This window comes from Nocardioides okcheonensis (genome assembly GCF_020991065.1).
Taxonomy (GTDB): Bacteria; Actinomycetota; Actinomycetes; order Propionibacteriales; family Nocardioidaceae; genus Nocardioides; species Nocardioides okcheonensis.
Genome location: NZ_CP087710.1, coordinates 2,084,463 through 2,103,442 on the forward strand (window position 1 = coordinate 2,084,463; position 18,980 = coordinate 2,103,442).

Here is an 18,980-nt window from a genome sequence, read left to right on the forward strand (position 1 = left end):
GCGACCGGGCACGACGAGGGGACACGACAGATGGCTCGCAGGGCTCTGCGCAGGGCGGCGACGACGTTCGTGGCGGCGGGCGGCCTGCTGGCCGCGGGCGCGGTCGGCTACGTCCTCGGCCAGGAACCCGCCCCCGGCGACGGTCCGGGATCGCCGCCCCTCGCGCTCGCCAACGCCGACCTGACCACGCCGTCGGACTGCGACGCGCTGCTCGAGTCGTTCGTCGAGCGCGGCCTCGACCTCGTCGGCCCGTGGGGCTGGGGAGGAGGCCCGATCATGTACGAGGAGCAGGCCGGCGACGCCGCCTCCGGAGCGCCCGGCGCGGCCCGGTCGTCGGAGCCGACCACCTCACGCGCGGGCACGAGCGGCACCGGCACCAACGTCCAGGAGGCAGGTGTCGACGAGTCCGACGTGGTGAAGGTGTCGGGCAGCCTGCTGCTGCGCCTGCGCGACGGCGTGCTCGTCGCGTACGACGTGGCCGGCACCGAGCCCGTCGAGATCTCCTCCACCCCGATCGACGACGCCCGCGGCAACGGGTGGCCCGGCGACCCCGGTGGCGAGCTGGTGCTCGTCGGCGGGCGCGCGGTGGTCGTCGGCACGTCCGGCGACGGCCTCACCTCGACGATCACGACCGTCGACCTGTCCGACCCGACGTCGCCCTCCGTCGTCGACGCGACGACGGTGCGCGGCCGCGCGAGCGCCGTGCGGGTGCACGGCGACGTGGTCCGGGTGGTGCTCCAGGACGGCCTGCCCGAGCTCGACTTCGTCCAGCCCGACGGCACGCTGGGCGAGGTCACCGCGCGGCTGCGCAACCGCGCGGTGGTGCGCGGGACCACCCTCGCCGACTGGCTGCCGACCGTCGACGGCGAGCCGGTCGTCGACTGCGCGGACGTGGCCGTCCCGCGGGACGGCGACCTCGCGCTCGGCACGACGACGGTCGTCGCGCTCGACCCGTCCGCGCCGACGGACTGGACGACGACGGCGGTCGCCACCGACACCCTGGTGCCCTACTTCTCGACCGACCGGTTCTACCTCGCGGCGACCGCGGCGACGTGGTGGGGCGGGGGTGACTGCATGAACTGCCGGTTCGCCCCCGGCGGCCCCGGCGGGACCACGCCGATCTTCGCGTTCGCCCTCGACGGCAGCACCACGACGTACGTCGCGTCCGGCGAGGTGGAGGGCACCATCGCCGACCGGTGGTCGATGGACGCGGTCGGCGGGTCGCTGCGGGTCGCCGTCGGACCCAGCAGCGAGACGGGCGACTGGAACTCGGTCGTCACCTTCCGCGAGGACGGCAGCGCGCTCGTCGAGGCAGGGCGGGTCGACGACCTCGGCGTGGGCGAGCAGATCCAGTCGGTGCGCTGGTTCGACGACCTCGCGATCGTGGTCACCTTCCGCCAGGTCGACCCGCTCTACGCCGTCGACCTCACCGACCCCTCCGCCCCGCGGCTGCTCGGCGTGCTCAAGGTGCCCGGCTTCTCCGACTACCTCCACCCGCTCGGCGCGCACCGCCTCGTCGGGATGGGACAGGACGCGTCCGCGCGCGGCGTGCTGAGGGGCGCGCAGGCCGCGCTCTTCGACGTCACCGACCTGACCCGCCCGCGCCAGCTCGACGTCGTCCGCTACGGGCCGCGCACCGTCGCCGGCGCCGGCACCGACCCGCGCCAGTTCACCTGGCTCCCGGACCGGCGGATGGTGCTCACCGTGGTCTCCCGCGGCTGGACCGGCACGACCGGCTGGGTCTCGGTGCTGTCGCTCGACGACGGGTCGATGAGCAACCGGATGATCGAGGTCGAGCACGGCACCGACGTGGCCGACGTACGCCTCGTCCCGCTCGCGTCGGGCGAGGTCGCGGTCGTCACCGGCGAGGACGTGGCGTTCCTCGACCTCTGACCGCTGGTCGAGGAGGGACGAAGTCCCGTCACGAGACCACCTCCCGCGTGGGTTTCGACGCGCCTGACGCGACTTCGCAAGCTCGGTCGCGGGCTTGCTCAACCTCCCGCCACACGCCCTCCACGACTTCGTCGTGCCGGGCTAGTGTCGTGACATGTGCCGCAACATCCGCCCGCTCAACAACTTCGAGCCGCCGGCCACGCGCGACGAGGTCACCGCCGCCGCCCTGCAGTACGTCCGCAAGGTCGCCGGCACGACCAAGCCCTCGCAGGCCAACGAGGAGGCGTTCCACGCCGCGGTGAAGGAGATCGCCCACATCACCCAGCACCTCCTCGACGACCTCGTCACCACCGCGCCGCCGAAGAACCGCGAGGTCGAGGCCGAGAAGGCACGGGCCCGCGCGCGGGTCCGGTACGGCGCGTGACGCTCGACCGGTCGGCGTACGACCGCCTGCCGGCGCAGGTGCTGGACGCCGTCCCCGCGCCCTCCGACGTCGCGGTCGACGAGGCGCTCGACCTGCTCGCCTCGCGGCCGCTGGTCGTGCTGACCGGTGCCGGGCTGTCGACCGACTCGGGCATCCCCGACTACCGCGGGCCGGGGGCGCCGACCCGCGCGCCGATGACCTACCAGGAGTTCGTGGCGACGCCCGAGGCGCAGCAGCGCTACTGGGCGCGCAGCCACCTCGGCTGGCAGCGGATGGGACGGGCGCTGCCCAACGACGGCCACCGCGCGCTCGCCGCGCTCGACCCGGGGCTGCTGATCACCCAGAACGTCGACGGGCTGCACGAGGCCGCCGGCTCGCGGCAGGTCGTCGCGCTGCACGGCCGGGTCTCGGAGGTGGTCTGCCTCGGGTGCCGCGCGACGTCCTCGCGGGCCGACCTCGAGCGCGAGCTCGACGCGCTCAACCCCGGCTGGCTGGAGCGGCACGGCTGGGTCGAGTCACGCCCCGACGGCGACGTCGACCTCGACGACACGGCCGACTTCGTGGTGCCGCGCTGCGGCTGCGGCGGCCCGCTCAAGCCGCACGTGGTGTTCTTCGGCGAGAACGTCCCGCCGGACCGGGTCGCGCGCTGCTACGCCGCGGTGGAGGCGCTCGGCACCGACGGTGCGCTGCTGGTCGCGGGGTCGTCGCTGACGGTGATGAGCGGCCTGCGGTTCGTGAAGCGGGCCGCGGCCGGGGGCACGCCGATCGTCGTGGTGAACCGCGGCGCGACCCGCGGCGACCCGCTGGCGACGTACAAGCTCGAGGTGGGGTGCAGCGAGTTCCTCGGGCGACTTGTCAGGCGTTCGCTGAACATGTCAGGGCGTGCACGGCCTGACATGTTCAGCGATCCCCGGCCAGCCGGGGATCGCTGAGGACCGCCCTCAGCGGCTCACGAAGATGTGCTCGGCGGCGTCGGGGACCAGCTCGGCGCTCTCCCCGCCGGAGCCGATCAGGATGCCCTCGTCGGTGCGGGCGATGGTGACAGACCGACCGGGGAGCGCGCCGACGCGGCGCAGCAGCCCCATCAGCTCCTCGTCCTTCTGCATCTCCTCGGAGATGCGGCGCACGTGCACCATCGCCTCGTCGGGACGGGCGGCCGACGACAGCGAGACGACGTCGGCCATGAACGCCTCCGACACCTGGTCGCCGAGCTCGTCGAGGCCGGGGATCGGGTTGCCGTAGGGCGACTCGGTGGGGTGGTCGAGCAGCTCGAGCAGGCGGCGCTCGACGGTCTCGGAGATCACGTGCTCCCAGCGGCACGCCTCGGCGTGGACGAGCTCCCAGTCGAGGCCGATGACGTCGGTGAGCAGGCGCTCGGCGAGGCGGTGCTTGCGCATCACGCGGGTGGCGAGCAGCAGGCCCTCCTCGGTCAGCTCGAGGTGCCGGTCGCCCTGCACGGTCAGCAGTCCGTCGCGCTCCATCCGGGCGACCGTCTGCGACACCGTGGGGCCGGACTGGTGCAGCCGCTCGGCGATCCGGGCGCGCAACGGAACGATCCCCTCCTCCACGAGCTCGTAGATCGTGCGGAGGTACATCTCGGTGGTGTCGATGAGGTCACTCACGGGGCTCATTCTGTCCCATCCGGCAACTGCCGCCGACCGCGCGACCCGTGGCACAGTGAGCCCGGTGACCGATCTCATCGTCCCGCGCCGGTTCTGCGGGCCGCCCGACTCCGGCAACGGCGGTTGGACCGCCGGGGCCCTCGCCGCGCTCGACGTCGCCGACTCCCCCGCGGACCACGCCGACCGGTGGCCCGCCATCGAGGTGTCGCTGCGCCGGCCGCCGCCGCTGGACACCCCGATGCTCGTCACCGCCGACGACGGGGTGACCACCGCGTGGGCCGACGGCGAGGCCGTCGCGACCGCCCGCCGGGCGACCGCCGACCCGGTCACCGTCGAGCGGGTCGACCCGGAGCGCGCGGCGGCGGCCGAGGCCGCGTACCCGGGCCTGCGGTTCCACCCGTTCCCGACCTGCTTCGCGTGCGGCACCGACCGCGAGCCCGGCGACGGGCTGCGGATCTTCCCGGGTGCGGTCGCCCGGGAGGCCGGGGCCGGGCACGAGTCCGACGCGACGGGCGACCTGGTCGCGGCGACCTGGACCCCGGACGGGAGCCTCGCCGAGGACTGGCACGCCTACGGCGACGACCTGCGCCGCGCGTCCCTCGCGGCGACCTGGGCGGCGCTCGACTGCATCGGCGGCTGGGCCGGCGACCTCACCGAGCGGCTGATGGTGCTCGGCCGGATGACCGCCCGCGTCGACGACCTCCCGGTCGTGGGCGAGCCGCACGTCGTGGTCGGCGAGGGGCGCGGGCAGGACGGTCGCAAGACCTTCACGGCCGCGACCCTGTACGACGCCGACGGACGCGTCGTGGCGACGGCGGAGCACACCTGGATCGCCGTCGACCCCGCGTCGTTCGGCGGGCAGCGCCCGACGGCTTGACCCGCTCCCGGGGGGTGTTGGAAGAATGGGCGCATGGCCGATTTGAACGATCCAAAGACGTACTGGTGGCGCAACGCCGTCGTGTACCAGATCTACGTGCGCAGCTTCGCGGACAGCAACGGTGACGGTGTGGGCGACCTGCCCGGCATCACCTCGCGACTGCCGCACCTCGCCGACCTCGGCGTCGACGCGTTGTGGATCACGCCGTTCTACACCTCGCCGCAGCACGACCACGGCTACGACGTCGCCGACTACCGCGACATCGACCCGCTGTTCGGTCAGCTGTCGGACGCCGACGACCTGATCGCCCGCGCCCACGAGCTGGGCCTGCGCGTCGTGGTGGACCTGGTGCCCAACCACACCTCGAGCGAGCACGAGTGGTTCCAGGCGGCGCTGGCCGCCGGCCCGGGCAGCCCCGAGCGCGCCCGCTACCTGTTCCGCGACGCCCCCGAGGGCGAGCTCCCCAACAACTGGAGCTCGGTCTTCGGCGGCCCGGCCTGGACCCAGGTCGACGACGGCCAGTGGTACCTCCACCTCTTCGACTCCACCCAGCCCGACCTCGACTGGCGCAACCCCGAGGTGCCGGAGATGTTCGAGGACGTCCTGCGCTTCTGGCTCGACCGGGGCGTCGACGGCTTCCGGGTCGACGTGGCCCACGGGCTGTTCAAGGAGGCCTCGCTGCGCGACCAGGTCGTCGAGGAGGGCGAGAAGACCTCGTCGGGCCAGGTCAACACCGACCACTCGATGGTCTCGCTCGAGATCAAGGACGAGCCGATGTGGGACCAGCCCGAGGTCCACGACGTCTACCGCTCGTGGAGCCGGGTGCTCGACGAGGCCGGCCCGGACCGGATGGCGGTCGCCGAGGCCTGGACGCAGACCCCGGAGTCGATGGCGAAGTTCGTGCGCCCCGACGAGCTCGACCAGGCGTTCAACTTCGCCTGGCTGCTGGCCGACTGGTCGGCCGAGTCGTTCGCCGAGGTCATCACCGACACCCTCGCCGCGGTCGAGCCGGTCGGCGCCTCGCCGACCTGGGTGCTCAGCAACCACGACGTCGTCCGCCACGTCACCCGCTACGGCGGCGGCACCCAGGGCCTGGCCCGCGGTCGGGCGGCGACGCTCACCATGCTGGCGCTGCCGGGCTCGAGCTACCTCTACCAGGGCGAGGAGCTCGGCCTCGAGCAGGTCGACGTCGCGCCGGAGTTCCGCCAGGACCCGTCCTACCTCCGCACCGGCGAGGTCGGCCGCGACGGCTGCCGCGTCCCGATGCCGTGGGGCGGGGACGCCGCGCCGTACGCCTTCGGCCCGGGCACCGCGCAGCCGTGGCTGCCCCAGCCCGAGGGCTGGGAGGACCTGACCGTCGAGGCGCAGACCGGCGTCGACGGCTCCACCCTGGAGTTCTACCGCGCCGCACTGCACGCCCGCCGCGAGTTCGCCTGGACGGCCGGCGACGAGGTGACGCTCGTCGACCTCGGCGCCGACGTGCTGGCCTTCACCCGCGGCCCGCTCACCGTGGTGCTCAACTGCGGCGACGCCCCGGTCGAGCTGCCCGAGGGCGAGCTGCTGCTGGCCAGCGGCCCGCTCGACGGCGCCAAGCTGCCGACCGACACGGCCGCCTGGATCCGCCGCTGACGCAGGGTATCTGTGGACGTTCTGGTGGGGATTCCGGTCGGAACACCCACCAGAACGTCCGTAGCTACCGCACCTTCACGAACGACAGGAGCGCCCCCAAGCCGATGGCTGGGGGCGCTCCTGCGTCGGACGCGGGGGTCAGTCGTCCGCGAGGGCCTGGTTGTAGGCCGCCAGCTGCTGGGCGAACGACCGCAGGTCCGCGTCGGACCAGTCGGCCAGCCGCTCGTCGAACCGGTCCCGGCGGTTCTGGCTCATCACCTCGAGCCGCTCGCGGCCCTCGTCGGTCGCGTCCAGCAGGATCGCGCGCCGGTCCTCGGCGTTGGGCTTGCGCTCGACCAGGCCGAGGTCGACCAGCGCCTGCACCTGACGGCTCACGCCGCCCTTGTCCATCCCGAACGCGTCCGACAGGTCGGCGCCGCGCAGCGGCCCGTGGGTCGCGAGGTGGGTGAGGATGAAGTACGTCATCGGGTGCAGCTCCGGGTGGACCTCACGCGCCCGCTCGGCGATCACCCGCTTCACGCGGCGGATCAGGCTGGCGACCTCGGACTCGATCGCCCGCAGGTCGTCGTTCCTCGTGGTTGTCGTGCTCGCTGTGCTCATGGTGCCGTCGATCATCCCTGCTGCGGGGTGGCCGGGGCGACCTCGCCGACCAGCTCGTCCTCGCGCTGGACCGAGGTCCGCAGCGGCACCTCCTTGATGAAGAGCACTGCGACGAGCGCGCCGATCGCGAAGGGCAGGGCCACGAGGAAGATGTGGCCGGTCGCGTCGCCGTACGCGCTCTCGAAGATCGCACGGATCGGGGCGGGCATGGTCGAGACGTCGGGGACGCCGCCGGTCTGGTGCGCGACCTTGTCGGCCAGCGCGGGGTTCGCCGCGACCAGCTCGCCGAGGCCGGTCTTCACCGAGGCGGAGACCTGGTGGGCCAGCACCGCGCCGAGCGCGGCGATCCCGACGGAGCCGCCGAGCGAGCGGAAGAACGCGACGACGGACGAGCCGGCGCCCATGTCGGCCAGCGCGATGGTGTTCTGCACGGCCAGCACGAGGTTCTGCATCGTGGCGCCGAGGCCGAGGCCGAGGACCGCCATGAAGATGCCGGTACGCCACAGCGGGGTGTCCGCGTCGATCGTGGAGAGCAGCGCGAGGCCGGCGATGACGGCCACCATGCCGCCGACCAGCCAGCGCTTCCACACGCCGGTGTCGGAGATGATCCGACCACTGGTGATGCTCGAGACGAGCAGGCCGCCGACCATGCAGATCGACATCAGGCCGGCCTCGGTCGGGCTCATGTTCTTCGCCTGCTGGAAGTAGAGGCTGAGGTAGACCGTCGAGCCGAACATCGCGACGCCGATCAGCACCGAGGCGATGGTGGCGAGGGTCAGCGTGCGGTCCTTGAACAGGCGCAGCGGGATGACCGGGTCCTTGGCCACGTTGGCCTCGACGTGGATCGCCGCGGCGATCACGGCGACGGCGCCGAGGACGAGCAGTCCGCTGGTGACGGAGATCCAGTCGAAGTTGATGCCGCCGAGCGAGACCCACACCAGCAGGATCGAGACGCCACCGACGAGCAGGAAGGCGCCGAGGTAGTCGATGCTCACGTCACGCTTGACCACCGGCAGGCGCAGGGTCTTCTGCAGCACGACGAAGGCGAGCACGGCGACCGGGAGGCCGGCGAAGAAGCACCAGCGCCAGCCGACCGTGTCGACGAGGACGCCACCCACGAGCGGGCCGCTGACCGTGGCGAGGGCGAAGACCGCGCCGATGTAGCCGCTGTAGCGGCCGCGCTCGCGCGGGGAGACCATCGAGGCGATGACGACCTGCACCAGCGCGGTGAGGCCGCCGACGCCGAGGCCCTGCACGACGCGGGCGCCGATCAGCACCTCCATCGACGGCGCGAAACCGGCGATCAGCGATCCGGCCGAGAAGATGACGAGCGCCGACTGGACGAGCATCTTCTTGTCGAAGAGGTCGGCGAACTTGCCCCAGATGGGCGTGGTCGCGGTCATCGCGAGCATGGTCGCGACGACGATCCAGGTGTAGCCGGTCTGGCTGCCCTCGAGGTCGTCGACGATGGTCGGCAGCGCGTTGCTGACGATGGTGCTGGACAGCATGGCGACGAACATCGCGAGGAGGAGCCCGCTGAGGGCCTCGAGCACCTGGCGGTGGGTCATCTCTCCGGCCTGCTCGGCGGAGACGGGGGGAGCCTGGGTCACTGCGTTCCTCTGGTGGATGGTGGTTGCCGTTCGCAATAGTTGTGCTCCACAACCATATGCCGTCGCGGCGTGAGACCCAACTGCCGGCGGGTGAGACCTGGGCCACACGCTGGTCGTACGAGCCCTGCCTCGGGCCGCGGCAGCGCCTTCCCGGGCCGCGGTGGTTCCTTCCTTCCCCGGGCTGGGGTGGCACCTTCCCCGTGCTGGGGTGGCACCTTCCCCGACCTGCGGTGGCACCTTCCCCGAGCTGCGGTGGCACCTTCCCCGAGCTGGGGTAGTCCAGTCAGGGATGGTCGCAAAACCGGCGTCCGGACAGCCATCCCTCACTGGACTACCGCGGCGGGACAGCCATCCCTCACTGGACTACCCCCGGCGGACCCGACCCCCGACCCCGGACCCCGACCCCGGACCCCGGACCCGGACCCGGACCCCGGACCCCGGACATGCAGCGACCCGCAGGCCTGCTGCCCCTCGGAGAGGGGCCCCGGCGGATGTGACCGGGGGCCTGCGGGTCGGGTGGCTGCAGTGGATTCGCCGGCAGCTGTCGGCGGACCGGGCTGCCTAGCGGGCAGCCACCTCACTCATCCGAAAAGAACTCATTCCTCGGATCACCTCCCTTCTGTGTGCCTCAACCGTACGTCGCACCGCGGGGTCGCTCAACGGGTTAACCCCGCCGGTCCGGGGACCGGTCATCTGAGGACGTGGTGCAGCCGATCGGGGGCCTGCGGGCTGCAGGACGTCCTCAGACGTCGGAGTGGGGTCAGGCGACCGGCGCCGACTCGAACTGCGAGCGGTGCAGCCGGGCGTACGCCCCGTCGCGCGCGAGCAGCTCGTCGTGGGAGCCCTGCTCGACGATCGAGCCGTCCTCCATCACCAGGATCAGGTCGGCGTCGCGGATCGTGGAGAGGCGGTGGGCGATCACGAACGAGGTCCGGTCCGAGCGCAGCGCCGCCATCGCCTGTTGGAGCAGCAGCTCGGTGCGGGTGTCGACCGACGAGGTCGCCTCGTCGAGGATCAGCAGAGCCGGGTCGGACAGGAAGGCGCGGGCGATGGTCACCAGCTGGCGTTCGCCGGCCGAGAGGTTGGAGCCGTCCTCGTCGATGACGGTGTCGTAGCCGTCGGGCAGCGAGTGCACGAACCGGTCGACGAACGTCGCCCGGGCCGCCTCCAGCACCTGCTCCTCGGTGGCGTCGGGGCGACCGTAGGCGATGTTGTCGCGGATGGTGCCGGCGAACAGCCAGGTGTCCTGCAGCACCATCCCGATCCTGCTGCGCAGCACGCCGCGCGGGATCGAGGTGATGTCGACGCCGTCGATGGTGATCCGCCCGGACTGCGGGTCGTAGAACCGCATCACCAGGTTGACCATCGTGGTCTTGCCGGCGCCCGTGGGCCCGACGATGGCGACGGTGCTGCCCGGACGGGCGACGAGCGACAGGCCCTCGATGAGCGGGCGCTCGGGGTCGTAGGAGAACGAGACGTCCTCGAAGCGGACCTCGCCGTGCGCGTCGGCCGCCGGGCGGCCGGTGGCGTCGGCGCTCTCCTCCGGGGCGTCGAGGAGCTCGAAGACCCGCTCGGCCGACGCGACGCCGGACTGCAGCAGGTTGAGCATCGACGCGACCTGGGTCAGCGGCTGGGTGAACTGCCGGGTGTACTGGATGAACGCCTGCACGTCGCCCAGCGACATCGTCCCGCTCGCGACGCGGAGGCCGCCGAGGACCGCGATCACGACGTAGTTGAGGTTCCCGACGAACATCATGATCGGCATGATCAGGCCGCTCACGAACTGCGCGCCGTAGGACGCCTGGTAGAGCTCCTCGTTCTGCTCGGCGAAGACCCGCTCGGCCTCGGCCTGGCGCCCGAAGACCTTGACGACCGCGTGGCCGGAGAACGTCTCCTCGATGTGCGCGTTGAGGGTGCCGGTGCGTCGCCACTGCTGGATGAACATGCCCTGCGAGCGCTTCATCACCGCGCCGGTGACGACCATGGTGACCGGCACCGAGACCAGCGCGACCAGGGCGAGCACCGGCGAGATCCAGAACATCATCGCGAGCACCGCGAGGACCGTCAGCAGCGAGTTGAGCATCTGGCTCATCGTCTGCTGGAGGGTCTGGCTGACGTTGTCGATGTCGTTGGTGACCCGGCTGAGCAGCTCGCCGCGCGGCTGCTTGTCGAAGTAGCCCAGCGGCAGCCGGTGGACCTTGTCCTCGACCTCGGCGCGCATCCGCAGCACCGTGCCCTGCACGACGTCGTTGAGGAGGTAGCCGGCGAGCCACGCGAGCAGGGAGGCGGCGACGTAGACCGCGAGCACCAGCAGCAGGACGTCGGCGACGGCGGAGAAGTCCACCCCGTCGGTGAGGTCCATCGAGGCGAGCATGTCGGCCTGGCGGTCCTCCCCCTGCGCGCGCAGCGCCTCGATCGCCTGCTCCTGGGTGGCGCCGTCGCCCAGCGCCTGCCGGCCGAGCAGGCCGGCGAAGATCAGGTCGGTGGCACGGCCCAGGATCTTCGGGCCGACCGCCATCGCGACCACGCTGACGAGGGTCAGCGCGACCACGGCGTACGCCTTGTGCCGCTCGGGCCGCAGCCGGGCGAGCAGCCGCCGGGTCGAGGGCCAGAAGGTGTCGGCCTTCTGGCCGATCATCCCGCCGCCCATCGGGCCCCGGCCCGGGCCGCTGGCGCCGGACTGGACCCGCTCGGTCTCCTTCAGCTGGCCGGGCTTCTCGGTGGTGCTCATTCAGGCCACCTCCTCGGCGGTCAGCTGGGAACGGACGATCTCCTGGTAGGTCTCGCACCCGGCGAGCAGCTCGTCGTGGGTGCCGGTCCCGACGACCGCCCCGTCCTCCATCACGACGATCCGGTCGGCGTGGCGGATCGTCGCCACCCGCTGGGCGACGATGACCACCGTGGCGTCGCGGGTGACGGGCCGCAGGGCCGCCCGCAGCCGGGCGTCGGTGGTGAGGTCGAGCGCGGAGAACGAGTCGTCGAAGAGGTAGAGGTCGGGTCGCCTCACGACGGCGCGGGCGATGGCCATCCGCTGCCGCTGGCCGCCGCTCAGGCTCGACCCGCCCTGGGCGATCTCGGCGTCGAGGCCGTCGGGCATCGCCTCGACGAACTCCCTGGCCTGGGCGATCTCCAGCGCCGCCCACATCTCCTCCTCCGTGGCGTCGGGCTTGCCGTAGCGGAGGTTGTCGGCGACGGTGCCGCGGAAGAGGAACGCCTTCTGCGGGACCAGGCCGATGCGCGACCAGAGCGCCTCCGGGGCGAGGTCACGCACGTCGACGCCGCCGACGCGGACCGCTCCCCCGGTGGCGTCGAAGAGCCGCGGCACGAGGTTGACCAGCGTCGACTTGCCGGCGCCGGTCGAGCCGACGATCGCGACCGTCTCCCCCGGCGCCGCCCGCAGGTCGACGCCACGCAGCACCGGCTCCTCGGCGCCCGGGTAGGCGAAGGTGACGTCCTCGAGCGCGAGGTCGACGCGGGCGGGCAGGTCGGTGACCGGCGCCGCGGGCGGCACGACGGACGACTCGGTGTCGAGGACCTCCGCGATCCGGTCGGCGCAGACCGAGGCGCGGGGCACCATCATCAGCATGAACATCGCCATCATCACCGACATGACGATCTGCATCAGGTAGGAGATGTAGGCGGTCAGGGCACCGACCTCCATCTGGCCGGCCTCGACCCGGTGCCCGCCGAACCACAGCACGCCGACGGTCGCCGTGTTGGCGACCACCATGACCGTCGGGAACATCGCCGCCTGCCACCGGCCGGCACGTACGGCGACCTCGGTCAGCTGCTCGTTGGCGCCGCGGAAGCGGACGGTCTCGTGCTCCTCGCGGACGAAGGCCCGCACCACGCGTACGCCGGTGATCTGCTCGCGCAGCAGCCGGTTGACCTCGTCGATGCGCTCCTGCATCAGGCGGAAGCTCGGCACCATCTGCCGCACGATCAACCCGATCGACACCGCCAGCACCGGGACGACGGCGAGCACCAGCCAGGACAGGCCGACGTCCTCGCGCGCGGCCATGATGATGCCGCCGACCATCATGATCGGCGCGGACACCATGAGCGTGCCGCCCATCAGGACCAGCATCTGCACCTGCTGGACGTCGTTGGTCTCCCGGGTGATGAGCGAGGGCGCGCCGAACTGCTGGACCTCGCGGGCCGAGAAGGAGCCGACGCGGTGGAAGATCGCGGCGCGCAGGTCGCGGCCGAACCCCATCGCGTTGCGCGCGGAGAACCAGACGGCGGCGATCGAGCAGACCACCTGCACCAGCGAGACGGCGAGCATCAGCCCGCCGTGGCGCAGGATGTAGCCGGTGTCGCCGCTGACGACCCCCTTGTCGATGATGTCGGCGTTGAGGCTGGGCAGGTAGAGCGCGGCCATGGTGCCGACGAACTGGAGCGCGACGACGGCCGCGAGCGGGGCGGCGTAGGGCCGCAGGTAGGTGCGGACGATGCGGAGCAGCATTCAGGAGTCCTCTGTCCTCAGTACGCCGTGGAGCAGCGTGTCGACGATCTGCTCGGCGGTCAGCGGGTGGCCGTCGGAGATGTGGGGATGGGTGCCGGAGAAGGTCAGCAGCCGCACCATGTGCATGAGCTCGGCCGGGGCCACGCGCAGCGCGGCGCGGTGCGGCTCGGCCATCGTCTCGAGGATGAGCGCGACCTTCGCGCGCTCCTCCTCCATGTGCCGGCGGGCCCGTGGCGGACCGACCATGCCCATCCGGGTCATCAGCGCGAAGACCCGCTCGAAGCGCTGCTGGAACAGCTCGACCACCTCGAGCAGCATCGCCGCGAGCGGCTGGTCCCGGTCGACCGCGCCGAGCTGGGCGATGAACGGCACCAGGTCGAGGGCGTCCTCGACCGCGGCGGTCACCAGGTCGTCCTTGGAGTCGAAGACCCGGAAGATCGTGCCCTCCGCGACGCCGGCGGCGTCGGCGATCTGCTTGGTGGTGACGGCGCGGCCGTGCGCGAGCAGCAGCGGGAGGGTGGCGTCGACGAGCGCCTGGCGGCGGTCCTCGGGTGCCATCGGTCGGGCTCGGGGGGTCACCCCTCGAGGGTAAGTGAGTGAGCGCTCACTCACAACCGATCTGTCGCGGTACCTGGGGACGAAATGGTGGGCGACGGGGCGATCTCACCCACCAGAACGTCCGCAGATACCCCGTCAGGGGGCGAGGCGCTGGATGGTCCAGCTGTCGCCAGGACATCTGAGGACGTGGTGCAGCCCGTACACCTAGTTCCAGCTGCAGGGCGTCCTCAGATGATCAGGGGGCGAGGCGCTGGGTGGTCCAGCTGTCGCCGTCGCGGCGGTAGACGAGGCGGTCGTGCATCCGGCCCGGCCGCCCCTGCCAGAACTCGACGACCTCCGGGACGACGCGGTAGCCGCCCCACTCCGGCGGCACCGGGACCTCGCCGTCGGCCTCGTCGGCACCGAAGCGCTCCTGCACCGAGGCGTACGCCGCCGCGAGCTCGGCGCGCGAGGCGACCGGTCGCGACTGCGCCGACGACCAGGCGCCGAGCTGGGCTCCGCGGGGCCGGGAGTGGAAGTACGCCGCGACCCGCTCGGCGTCGAGCCGGACCGCGGCTCCCTCGACGCGGACCTGCCGCTCGAGCGGGTGCCACGGGAAGAGCAGCGCGCAGCGCGGGTTGGCCGCGAGCTCCTCGCCCTTGCGGGAGCCGTGGTTGGTGAAGAACACGAAGCCGTCCGCGCCGACCTCCTTGAGCAGCACCATCCGGCTCGACGGGACCCCGGTCGGCGTCGCGGTCGCCAGCACCATCGCGTTGGGCTCGTGGACGCCGGCGGCCGCCGCCTGCTCGAACCAGCGCTCGAACATGGTCACCGGGTCGTCGGCGAGGTCGGGGAGGTCGAGGCCGCCGCGGCCGTACTCCTCGCGCAGGCTGGAGAGGTCCATGTCCCGAGGGTAGACGGCAGGTCAGGGTGCACAATGAGCCGTCCCGTGCGGCTTCCCGGGACACCCTCGCCCACGAAGGAGTGGCCCATGACCGAGATCCACCACGGCCTCGAAGGTGTCGTCGCGTTCGAGACGCAGATCGCCGAGCCGGACAAGGAGGGGTCGGCGCTGCGCTACCGCGGCGTCGACATCGAGGACCTGGTCGGCCGCGTCCCGTTCGAGAACGTCTGGGGCCTGCTGGTGGACGGCGCGTACTCCCCCGGCCTCCCGCCGGCCGAGCCGTACAACATCGCGATCCACACCGGCGACGTGCGCGCCGACGTGCAGGCCAGCGTGGCGATGCTGGCGCCGATGCTGGGCATGGGCCAGACCTACGACATCTCCGACGAGCAGGCGCGGCTCGACCTGTCCCGCGTTGCGGTGATGGTCCTGTCCTACGCCGCGCAGTCCGCGCGCGGACTCGGCAAGCCGGTCGTCACCCAGGCCGACGTCGACCAGGGCCGCACCCTCGCCGAGCGGTTCCTCATCCGCTGGCGCGGCGAGGCCGACCCGAAGCACGCCCACGCGATCGACGCCTACTGGTCCTCGGCGGCCGAGCACGGCATGAACGCCTCCACCTTCACCGCCCGGGTCATCACCTCCACGGGCGCCGACGTCGCGGCCGCGTTCTCCGGCGCGATCGGCGCGATGTCGGGACCGCTGCACGGTGGCGCGCCGTCGCGCGTGCTGGGCATGATCGAGGAGGTCGAGAAGCGCGGCGACGCCACGTCGTACGTCAAGGAGCTGCTCGACGGCGGTGAGCGGCTGATGGGCTTCGGCCACCGCGTCTACCGCGCCGAGGACCCGCGCGCGCGGGTGCTGCGGCGTACCGCCAAGGAGCTCGACGCCCCGCGCTACGAGGTGGCCGAGGCGCTGGAGAAGGCCGCCCTCGCCGAGCTGCGCGAGCGCCGTCCCGACCGGGTGCTGGAGACCAACGTGGAGTTCTGGGCGGCGATCGTCCTCGACTTCGCCGAGGTGCCGGCGCCCATGTTCACCTCGATGTTCACGTGTGCCCGCACGGGCGGCTGGTCGGCGCACATCCTCGAGCAGAAGACCACCGGCCGGCTGATCCGGCCCTCCGCGGTCTACGCCGGGCCGAGCACCCGCCCGGCGAGCGACGTCGAGGGCTGGGACGAGGCCTGGGGCGCCTGAGCGCTCACGCTGGTCGAGGAAGGACGAAGTCCTGTCCCGAGACCTCTGGACCTCGAACGCCTGCCCTGGCTGACGGGGTCTCGTGACGGTCGCTGCGCGACCTCCTCGACCAGCGGTCATGCGCTCGGCCGGCGGTCAGCGCTCGGGGAGCGCGCAGCTGGGCGTCCCGCCGGGCAGGCGGGAGCGGTTCGCGGCGATCCAGTGGTAGGCCCGGCGGGCGACGGGGTCGACCGGGCGCGTCGTCATGAGCCGCCCGACCAGGCGCCACGGCAGCGGACCGGTGCGCAGGATGGCGGCGAACGCCCGGTGGCCGTAGTCGACGCTGCCGTCGGGGTGGACGTAGGGCATCTCCACCTCGGCCCGCGCCGGGTCGACGCCGAGGGCGTCGAGGTCGACGGCCTGGATGGTGGCCGCGTCGATGTCGACGCCGAGCCGCGGCACGAGCGCGGCGGTGCGCATGCAGAAGCCGCAGTCGCCGTCGTTGAGCATCAGGCCTCGCTCCATGCCACGAGCCTACGACCGCGCGCGAAGCGCGACCGGCTCAGCCGACCGGCTGCACGGCGTACCAGGACGTGAGGCCCTTGGCGCCCTGGCGGGTGAGCGACACGTGGACGTGGTCGCGGTGGCGCAGCGTGGGCGAGCAGCGCCGCTTCGAGCGGCACCCCGAGCTGAGGTAGGGCTTGGCCCGGAACTGCTCGTAGGAGGCGTACATCGTGTCGTCCCAGATGACGTACATGATCCCCATCCGGCGGGCGAGCGCCGCGGGCTGGCCGGTGTCGTCGGGCGCGAACACCTCGTCGAGCATCGCCGCGGCGAGCGCCTGGTCGGCCGGGTCGGTGGCGTCGAGCAGCCAGTCGAAGGCGCGCGACTCCTTGTGCTCGCTGGTCCCCGAGCCGGAGCACGAGCGGCTGATCGCGCCGTAGCCGCCGCCCCGGGCGACGAGCCAGTCGGCGAGCACCAGGATGCCCGGCTTCGGCTTCTGCCGGCAGGTCGTCTGCGGCTGGTAGGAGGCGTAGTCCTCGACCGGCATGAGGTACGGCGCCGAGCTGGTGACCGTGCGCCGGTCGGGTCCGCCGTCGGCGGCGGAGGCCGCCGTGACCGCGCCCGACGTCATCACGACGCCGGCGACGAGCACCGTGACCACTCGTGCGACCACACCCATGACCTCGTCCCACCTTCCCCGGCAACCCCATGTGCCTCAGCGACCGTAGGCGCGGCGGAAACGGGGTGTCCGGGGTTCGCGAGAAGTACAGACCTGTAGTTCACGGGGGCCCCGAAGGGCTCAGATCCGGCGACCGAAGCAGCGGCTCAGCTCGGAGCCGCAGTAGTGCCCGAAGCCGGGGACCGGCTCGTAGCCGGAGGAGAGGTAGAGCTCGATCGCCTCGGGCTGCTTCATGCCGGTCTCGAGCACCAGCGCCTCGATGCCCTCCGCGGCGGCGGTCGCCTCGAGGTGCGCGAGCATCCGGCGGGCGAGGCCGCGGCGCTGGGCCGCGGGGACGACGTACATCCGCTTCACCTCGGCGGTGACGTCGGCGCCGAGGGCCTTGACCGGGCTGCGCCGCCACGCCCCCGTGGCCACCGGCTCGCCGGCGAGGTAGCCGACGAAGAACCGGCCCAGCGGGTCCTCGAAGTCGCGCGGGTCGACCGGCGACTCGTCGCGGCCGCCGTAGCGCGCGACATACTCCTCCTGGACCGCCTCGACGAGCCGCGCGGCGTCGGGGTGGGTGATCGAGCGGCGCTGGATCACCCAGTCGTCGTGCTCAGGCAAGCGACTGCCCGCGGGAGTCGCAGAACCGTGCGTCGGCGACGTAGCGCGCAACCGTGACGACGAAGCCGAGGCCGACGACCAGGAGCACGGGACCGAGGACGCGGAACGCTGTGCGCACGCTCGACTGGTTCGCCAGTCCGGGTGTGGTGTGGTCGTCCATGCTTCGTCCCCTGTCGTCGGGCGCGTGTGCGCGGGTGACAGAATAGGCGCGCTGACAGCGTCGTCAGGACCGCCCTTCCGCATCCACCGTGATCCACGTGAGGTTCATCGATGACCGACGCCATCCAGATCCCCGCCGAGCTGCTCCCGGCCGACGGCCGCTTCGGAGCCGGCCCGTCCAAGATCCAGACCAGCCACCTCGACGCGCTCGCCGCGACCGGCGACACGCTGATGGGCACCTCCCACCGGCAGGCGCCGGTGAAGAAGACCGTCGGGCGGGTCCGCGAGGGCCTCGCCGCGCTCTTCGACCTGCCCGAGGGCTACGAGGTCGTGCTCGGCAACGGCGGCGCGACGGCGTTCTGGGACATCGCCTGCTTCGGGCTGGTCCGCGAGAAGAGCCAGCACCTGTCCTTCGGCGAGTTCTCCTCGAAGTTCGCCACGTCGGCGAAGAAGGCGCCGTGGCTGGCCGACCCGACGGTCATCGCCAGCGACCCCGGCTCGCGGCCCGAGGCCGTCGCCGAGGAGGGCGTCGACGCCTACGCGTGGGCGCACAACGAGACCTCGACCGCCGTGATGGCGCCCGTGCGTCGCCCGGCCGGGATCGCCGACGACGCGCTCGTGCTGGTCGACGCGACCTCCGGCGCCGGCGGGCTGCCGGTCGACCTCACCGAGGTCGACACCTACTACTTCGCGCCGCAGAAGTGCTTCGCCTCCGACGGCGGCCTCTGGATCGCGCTGATGTCGCCGCGCGCGCTCGCCCGCGCCGAGGAGATCGCGGCGACCGACCGCTACGTCCCGCCGTTCTTCGACCTGCCGACCGCGATCGACAACTCGTCGAAGAACCAGACCTACAACACCCCCTCGGTGGCCACGCTCTTCCTCATGGCCGAGCAGCTCGACTGGATGAACGGCCAGGGCGGGCTCAAGGCGATGGTCGAGCGCACCACCGCCTCCTCCGACGCCCTCTACGGCTGGGCCGAGCGCACGGCCTACACCACCCCCTACGTCGCCGACCCGGTCGACCGCTCGCTGGTGATCGGCACCATCGACTTCGACGACTCCATCGACGCCGCGGCGATCGCCGCCACCTTGCGCGCCCACGGGGTCGTCGACACCGAGCCCTACCGCAAGCTCGGCCGCAACCAGCTGCGGATCGCGATGTACCCGGCGATCGACCCCTCCGACGTCGAGAAGCTCACCGCGGCGATCGACTTCGTCGTCGAGAGGCTCTGAGCCGCTGACGACGCGAGGGGCCCGGCCGTCGGTCGGGCCCCTCGCTCGTGGCAGCCGAGTGGGGGTCG

General features: G+C 72.3%; 18 protein-coding genes. 7 read left to right on the top strand and 11 right to left on the bottom strand.

The features are described 5' to 3' along the window. Window positions 1-30 precede the first annotated feature (30 nt). From LN652_RS10075 to LN652_RS10085, 3 genes are all read left to right on the top strand, one after another. Window positions 31-1,893, top strand: a complete 1,863-nt coding sequence (locus tag LN652_RS10075; RefSeq protein WP_230444528.1) for a beta-propeller domain-containing protein — start codon at window positions 31-33, stop codon at window positions 1,891-1,893. A 154-nt stretch (window positions 1,894-2,047) separates the two neighbouring features. Further along, the gene (locus LN652_RS10080) at window positions 2,048-2,317 is read left to right on the top strand and encodes a DUF2277 domain-containing protein (RefSeq protein ID WP_230444529.1); all 270 of its coding nucleotides are present in this window, start codon (window positions 2,048-2,050) and stop codon (window positions 2,315-2,317) included. Next, on the top strand, window positions 2,314-3,249 hold the full coding sequence (locus LN652_RS10085) for a Sir2 family NAD-dependent protein deacetylase (RefSeq protein WP_230444530.1): 936 nt from the start codon (window positions 2,314-2,316) through the stop codon (window positions 3,247-3,249). Before LN652_RS10080 ends, LN652_RS10085 begins: the two co-directional genes overlap by 4 nt. 9 nt (window positions 3,250-3,258) lie before the next feature. On the opposite strand, the gene LN652_RS10090 is transcribed toward LN652_RS10085, so the two are convergent. Beyond that, window positions 3,259-3,939 carry a metal-dependent transcriptional regulator gene (locus LN652_RS10090; RefSeq protein WP_230444531.1) on the bottom strand — a complete coding sequence of 227 codons (681 nt, stop codon included), beginning with the start codon at window positions 3,937-3,939 and terminating at the stop codon, window positions 3,259-3,261. 64 nt (window positions 3,940-4,003) lie between these two features. Here LN652_RS10090 and LN652_RS10095 point away from each other — a divergent pair, with 64 nt between their 5' ends. Both LN652_RS10095 and LN652_RS10100 read left to right on the top strand, forming a co-directional pair. Then, on the top strand, window positions 4,004-4,816 hold the full coding sequence (locus LN652_RS10095; RefSeq protein WP_230444532.1) for a hotdog family protein: 813 nt from the start codon (window positions 4,004-4,006) through the stop codon (window positions 4,814-4,816). Between the two features lie 33 nt (window positions 4,817-4,849). Continuing rightward, window positions 4,850-6,445 carry a glycoside hydrolase family 13 protein gene (locus LN652_RS10100; protein ID WP_230444533.1) on the top strand — a complete coding sequence of 532 codons (1,596 nt, stop codon included), beginning with the start codon at window positions 4,850-4,852 and terminating at the stop codon, window positions 6,443-6,445. Window positions 6,446-6,583: 138 nt separating this feature from the next. On the opposite strand, the gene LN652_RS10105 is transcribed toward LN652_RS10100, so the two are convergent. The 6 genes from LN652_RS10105 to pdxH all read right to left on the bottom strand — a co-directional run bounded on the left by LN652_RS10105 (window position 6,584) and on the right by pdxH (window position 14,561). Continuing rightward, a complete protein-coding gene (locus LN652_RS10105) occupies window positions 6,584-7,045 on the bottom strand; it encodes a MarR family winged helix-turn-helix transcriptional regulator (RefSeq protein ID WP_230444534.1) in 462 nt (153 codons plus the stop codon). Between the two features lie 11 nt (window positions 7,046-7,056). Then, on the bottom strand, window positions 7,057-8,655 hold the full coding sequence (locus LN652_RS10110) for an MDR family MFS transporter (RefSeq protein WP_329958479.1): 1,599 nt from the start codon (window positions 8,653-8,655) through the stop codon (window positions 7,057-7,059). A 760-nt stretch (window positions 8,656-9,415) separates the two neighbouring features. After that, on the bottom strand, window positions 9,416-11,386 hold the full coding sequence (locus LN652_RS10115) for an ABC transporter ATP-binding protein (protein ID WP_329958480.1): 1,971 nt from the start codon (window positions 11,384-11,386) through the stop codon (window positions 9,416-9,418). Then, the gene (locus tag LN652_RS10120) at window positions 11,387-13,120 is read right to left on the bottom strand and encodes an ABC transporter ATP-binding protein (RefSeq protein ID WP_230444535.1); all 1,734 of its coding nucleotides are present in this window, start codon (window positions 13,118-13,120) and stop codon (window positions 11,387-11,389) included. Next, window positions 13,121-13,699, bottom strand: coding sequence for a TetR/AcrR family transcriptional regulator (locus LN652_RS10125; RefSeq protein ID WP_230444536.1), 579 nt, complete (start codon window positions 13,697-13,699; stop codon window positions 13,121-13,123). A 214-nt stretch (window positions 13,700-13,913) separates the two neighbouring features. Next, window positions 13,914-14,561, bottom strand: coding sequence for a pyridoxamine 5'-phosphate oxidase (pdxH, locus tag LN652_RS10130; RefSeq protein WP_230444537.1), 648 nt, complete (start codon window positions 14,559-14,561; stop codon window positions 13,914-13,916). Window positions 14,562-14,648: 87 nt separating this feature from the next. On the opposite strand from pdxH, the gene LN652_RS10135 reads away from it, so the two are divergent. Beyond that, window positions 14,649-15,752, top strand: coding sequence for a citrate synthase 2 (locus tag LN652_RS10135; RefSeq protein WP_230444538.1), 1,104 nt, complete (start codon window positions 14,649-14,651; stop codon window positions 15,750-15,752). Window positions 15,753-15,887: 135 nt separating this feature from the next. Here LN652_RS10135 and LN652_RS10140 read toward each other — a convergent pair whose 3' ends face one another. The 4 genes from LN652_RS10140 to LN652_RS10155 all read right to left on the bottom strand — a co-directional run bounded on the left by LN652_RS10140 (window position 15,888) and on the right by LN652_RS10155 (window position 17,680). Next, on the bottom strand, window positions 15,888-16,256 hold the full coding sequence (locus tag LN652_RS10140) for a thiol-disulfide oxidoreductase DCC family protein (RefSeq protein WP_230444539.1): 369 nt from the start codon (window positions 16,254-16,256) through the stop codon (window positions 15,888-15,890). Window positions 16,257-16,293: 37 nt separating this feature from the next. Then, on the bottom strand, window positions 16,294-16,908 hold the full coding sequence (locus tag LN652_RS10145) for a hypothetical protein (protein ID WP_230444540.1): 615 nt from the start codon (window positions 16,906-16,908) through the stop codon (window positions 16,294-16,296). A gap of 126 nt (window positions 16,909-17,034) precedes the next feature. Then, window positions 17,035-17,520, bottom strand: coding sequence for a GNAT family N-acetyltransferase (locus LN652_RS10150; protein ID WP_230444541.1), 486 nt, complete (start codon window positions 17,518-17,520; stop codon window positions 17,035-17,037). Continuing rightward, window positions 17,513-17,680 (bottom strand): hypothetical protein, encoded by a 168-nt coding sequence (locus LN652_RS10155; protein ID WP_230444542.1) that lies wholly within the window; start codon window positions 17,678-17,680, stop codon window positions 17,513-17,515. The genes LN652_RS10150 and LN652_RS10155 overlap by 8 nt, the downstream gene beginning before the upstream one ends. Before the next feature lie 110 nt (window positions 17,681-17,790). On the opposite strand from LN652_RS10155, the gene serC reads away from it, so the two are divergent. Next, the gene (gene serC, locus LN652_RS10160; protein ID WP_230444543.1) at window positions 17,791-18,912 is read left to right on the top strand and encodes a phosphoserine transaminase; all 1,122 of its coding nucleotides are present in this window, start codon (window positions 17,791-17,793) and stop codon (window positions 18,910-18,912) included. Window positions 18,913-18,980 lie beyond the last annotated feature (68 nt).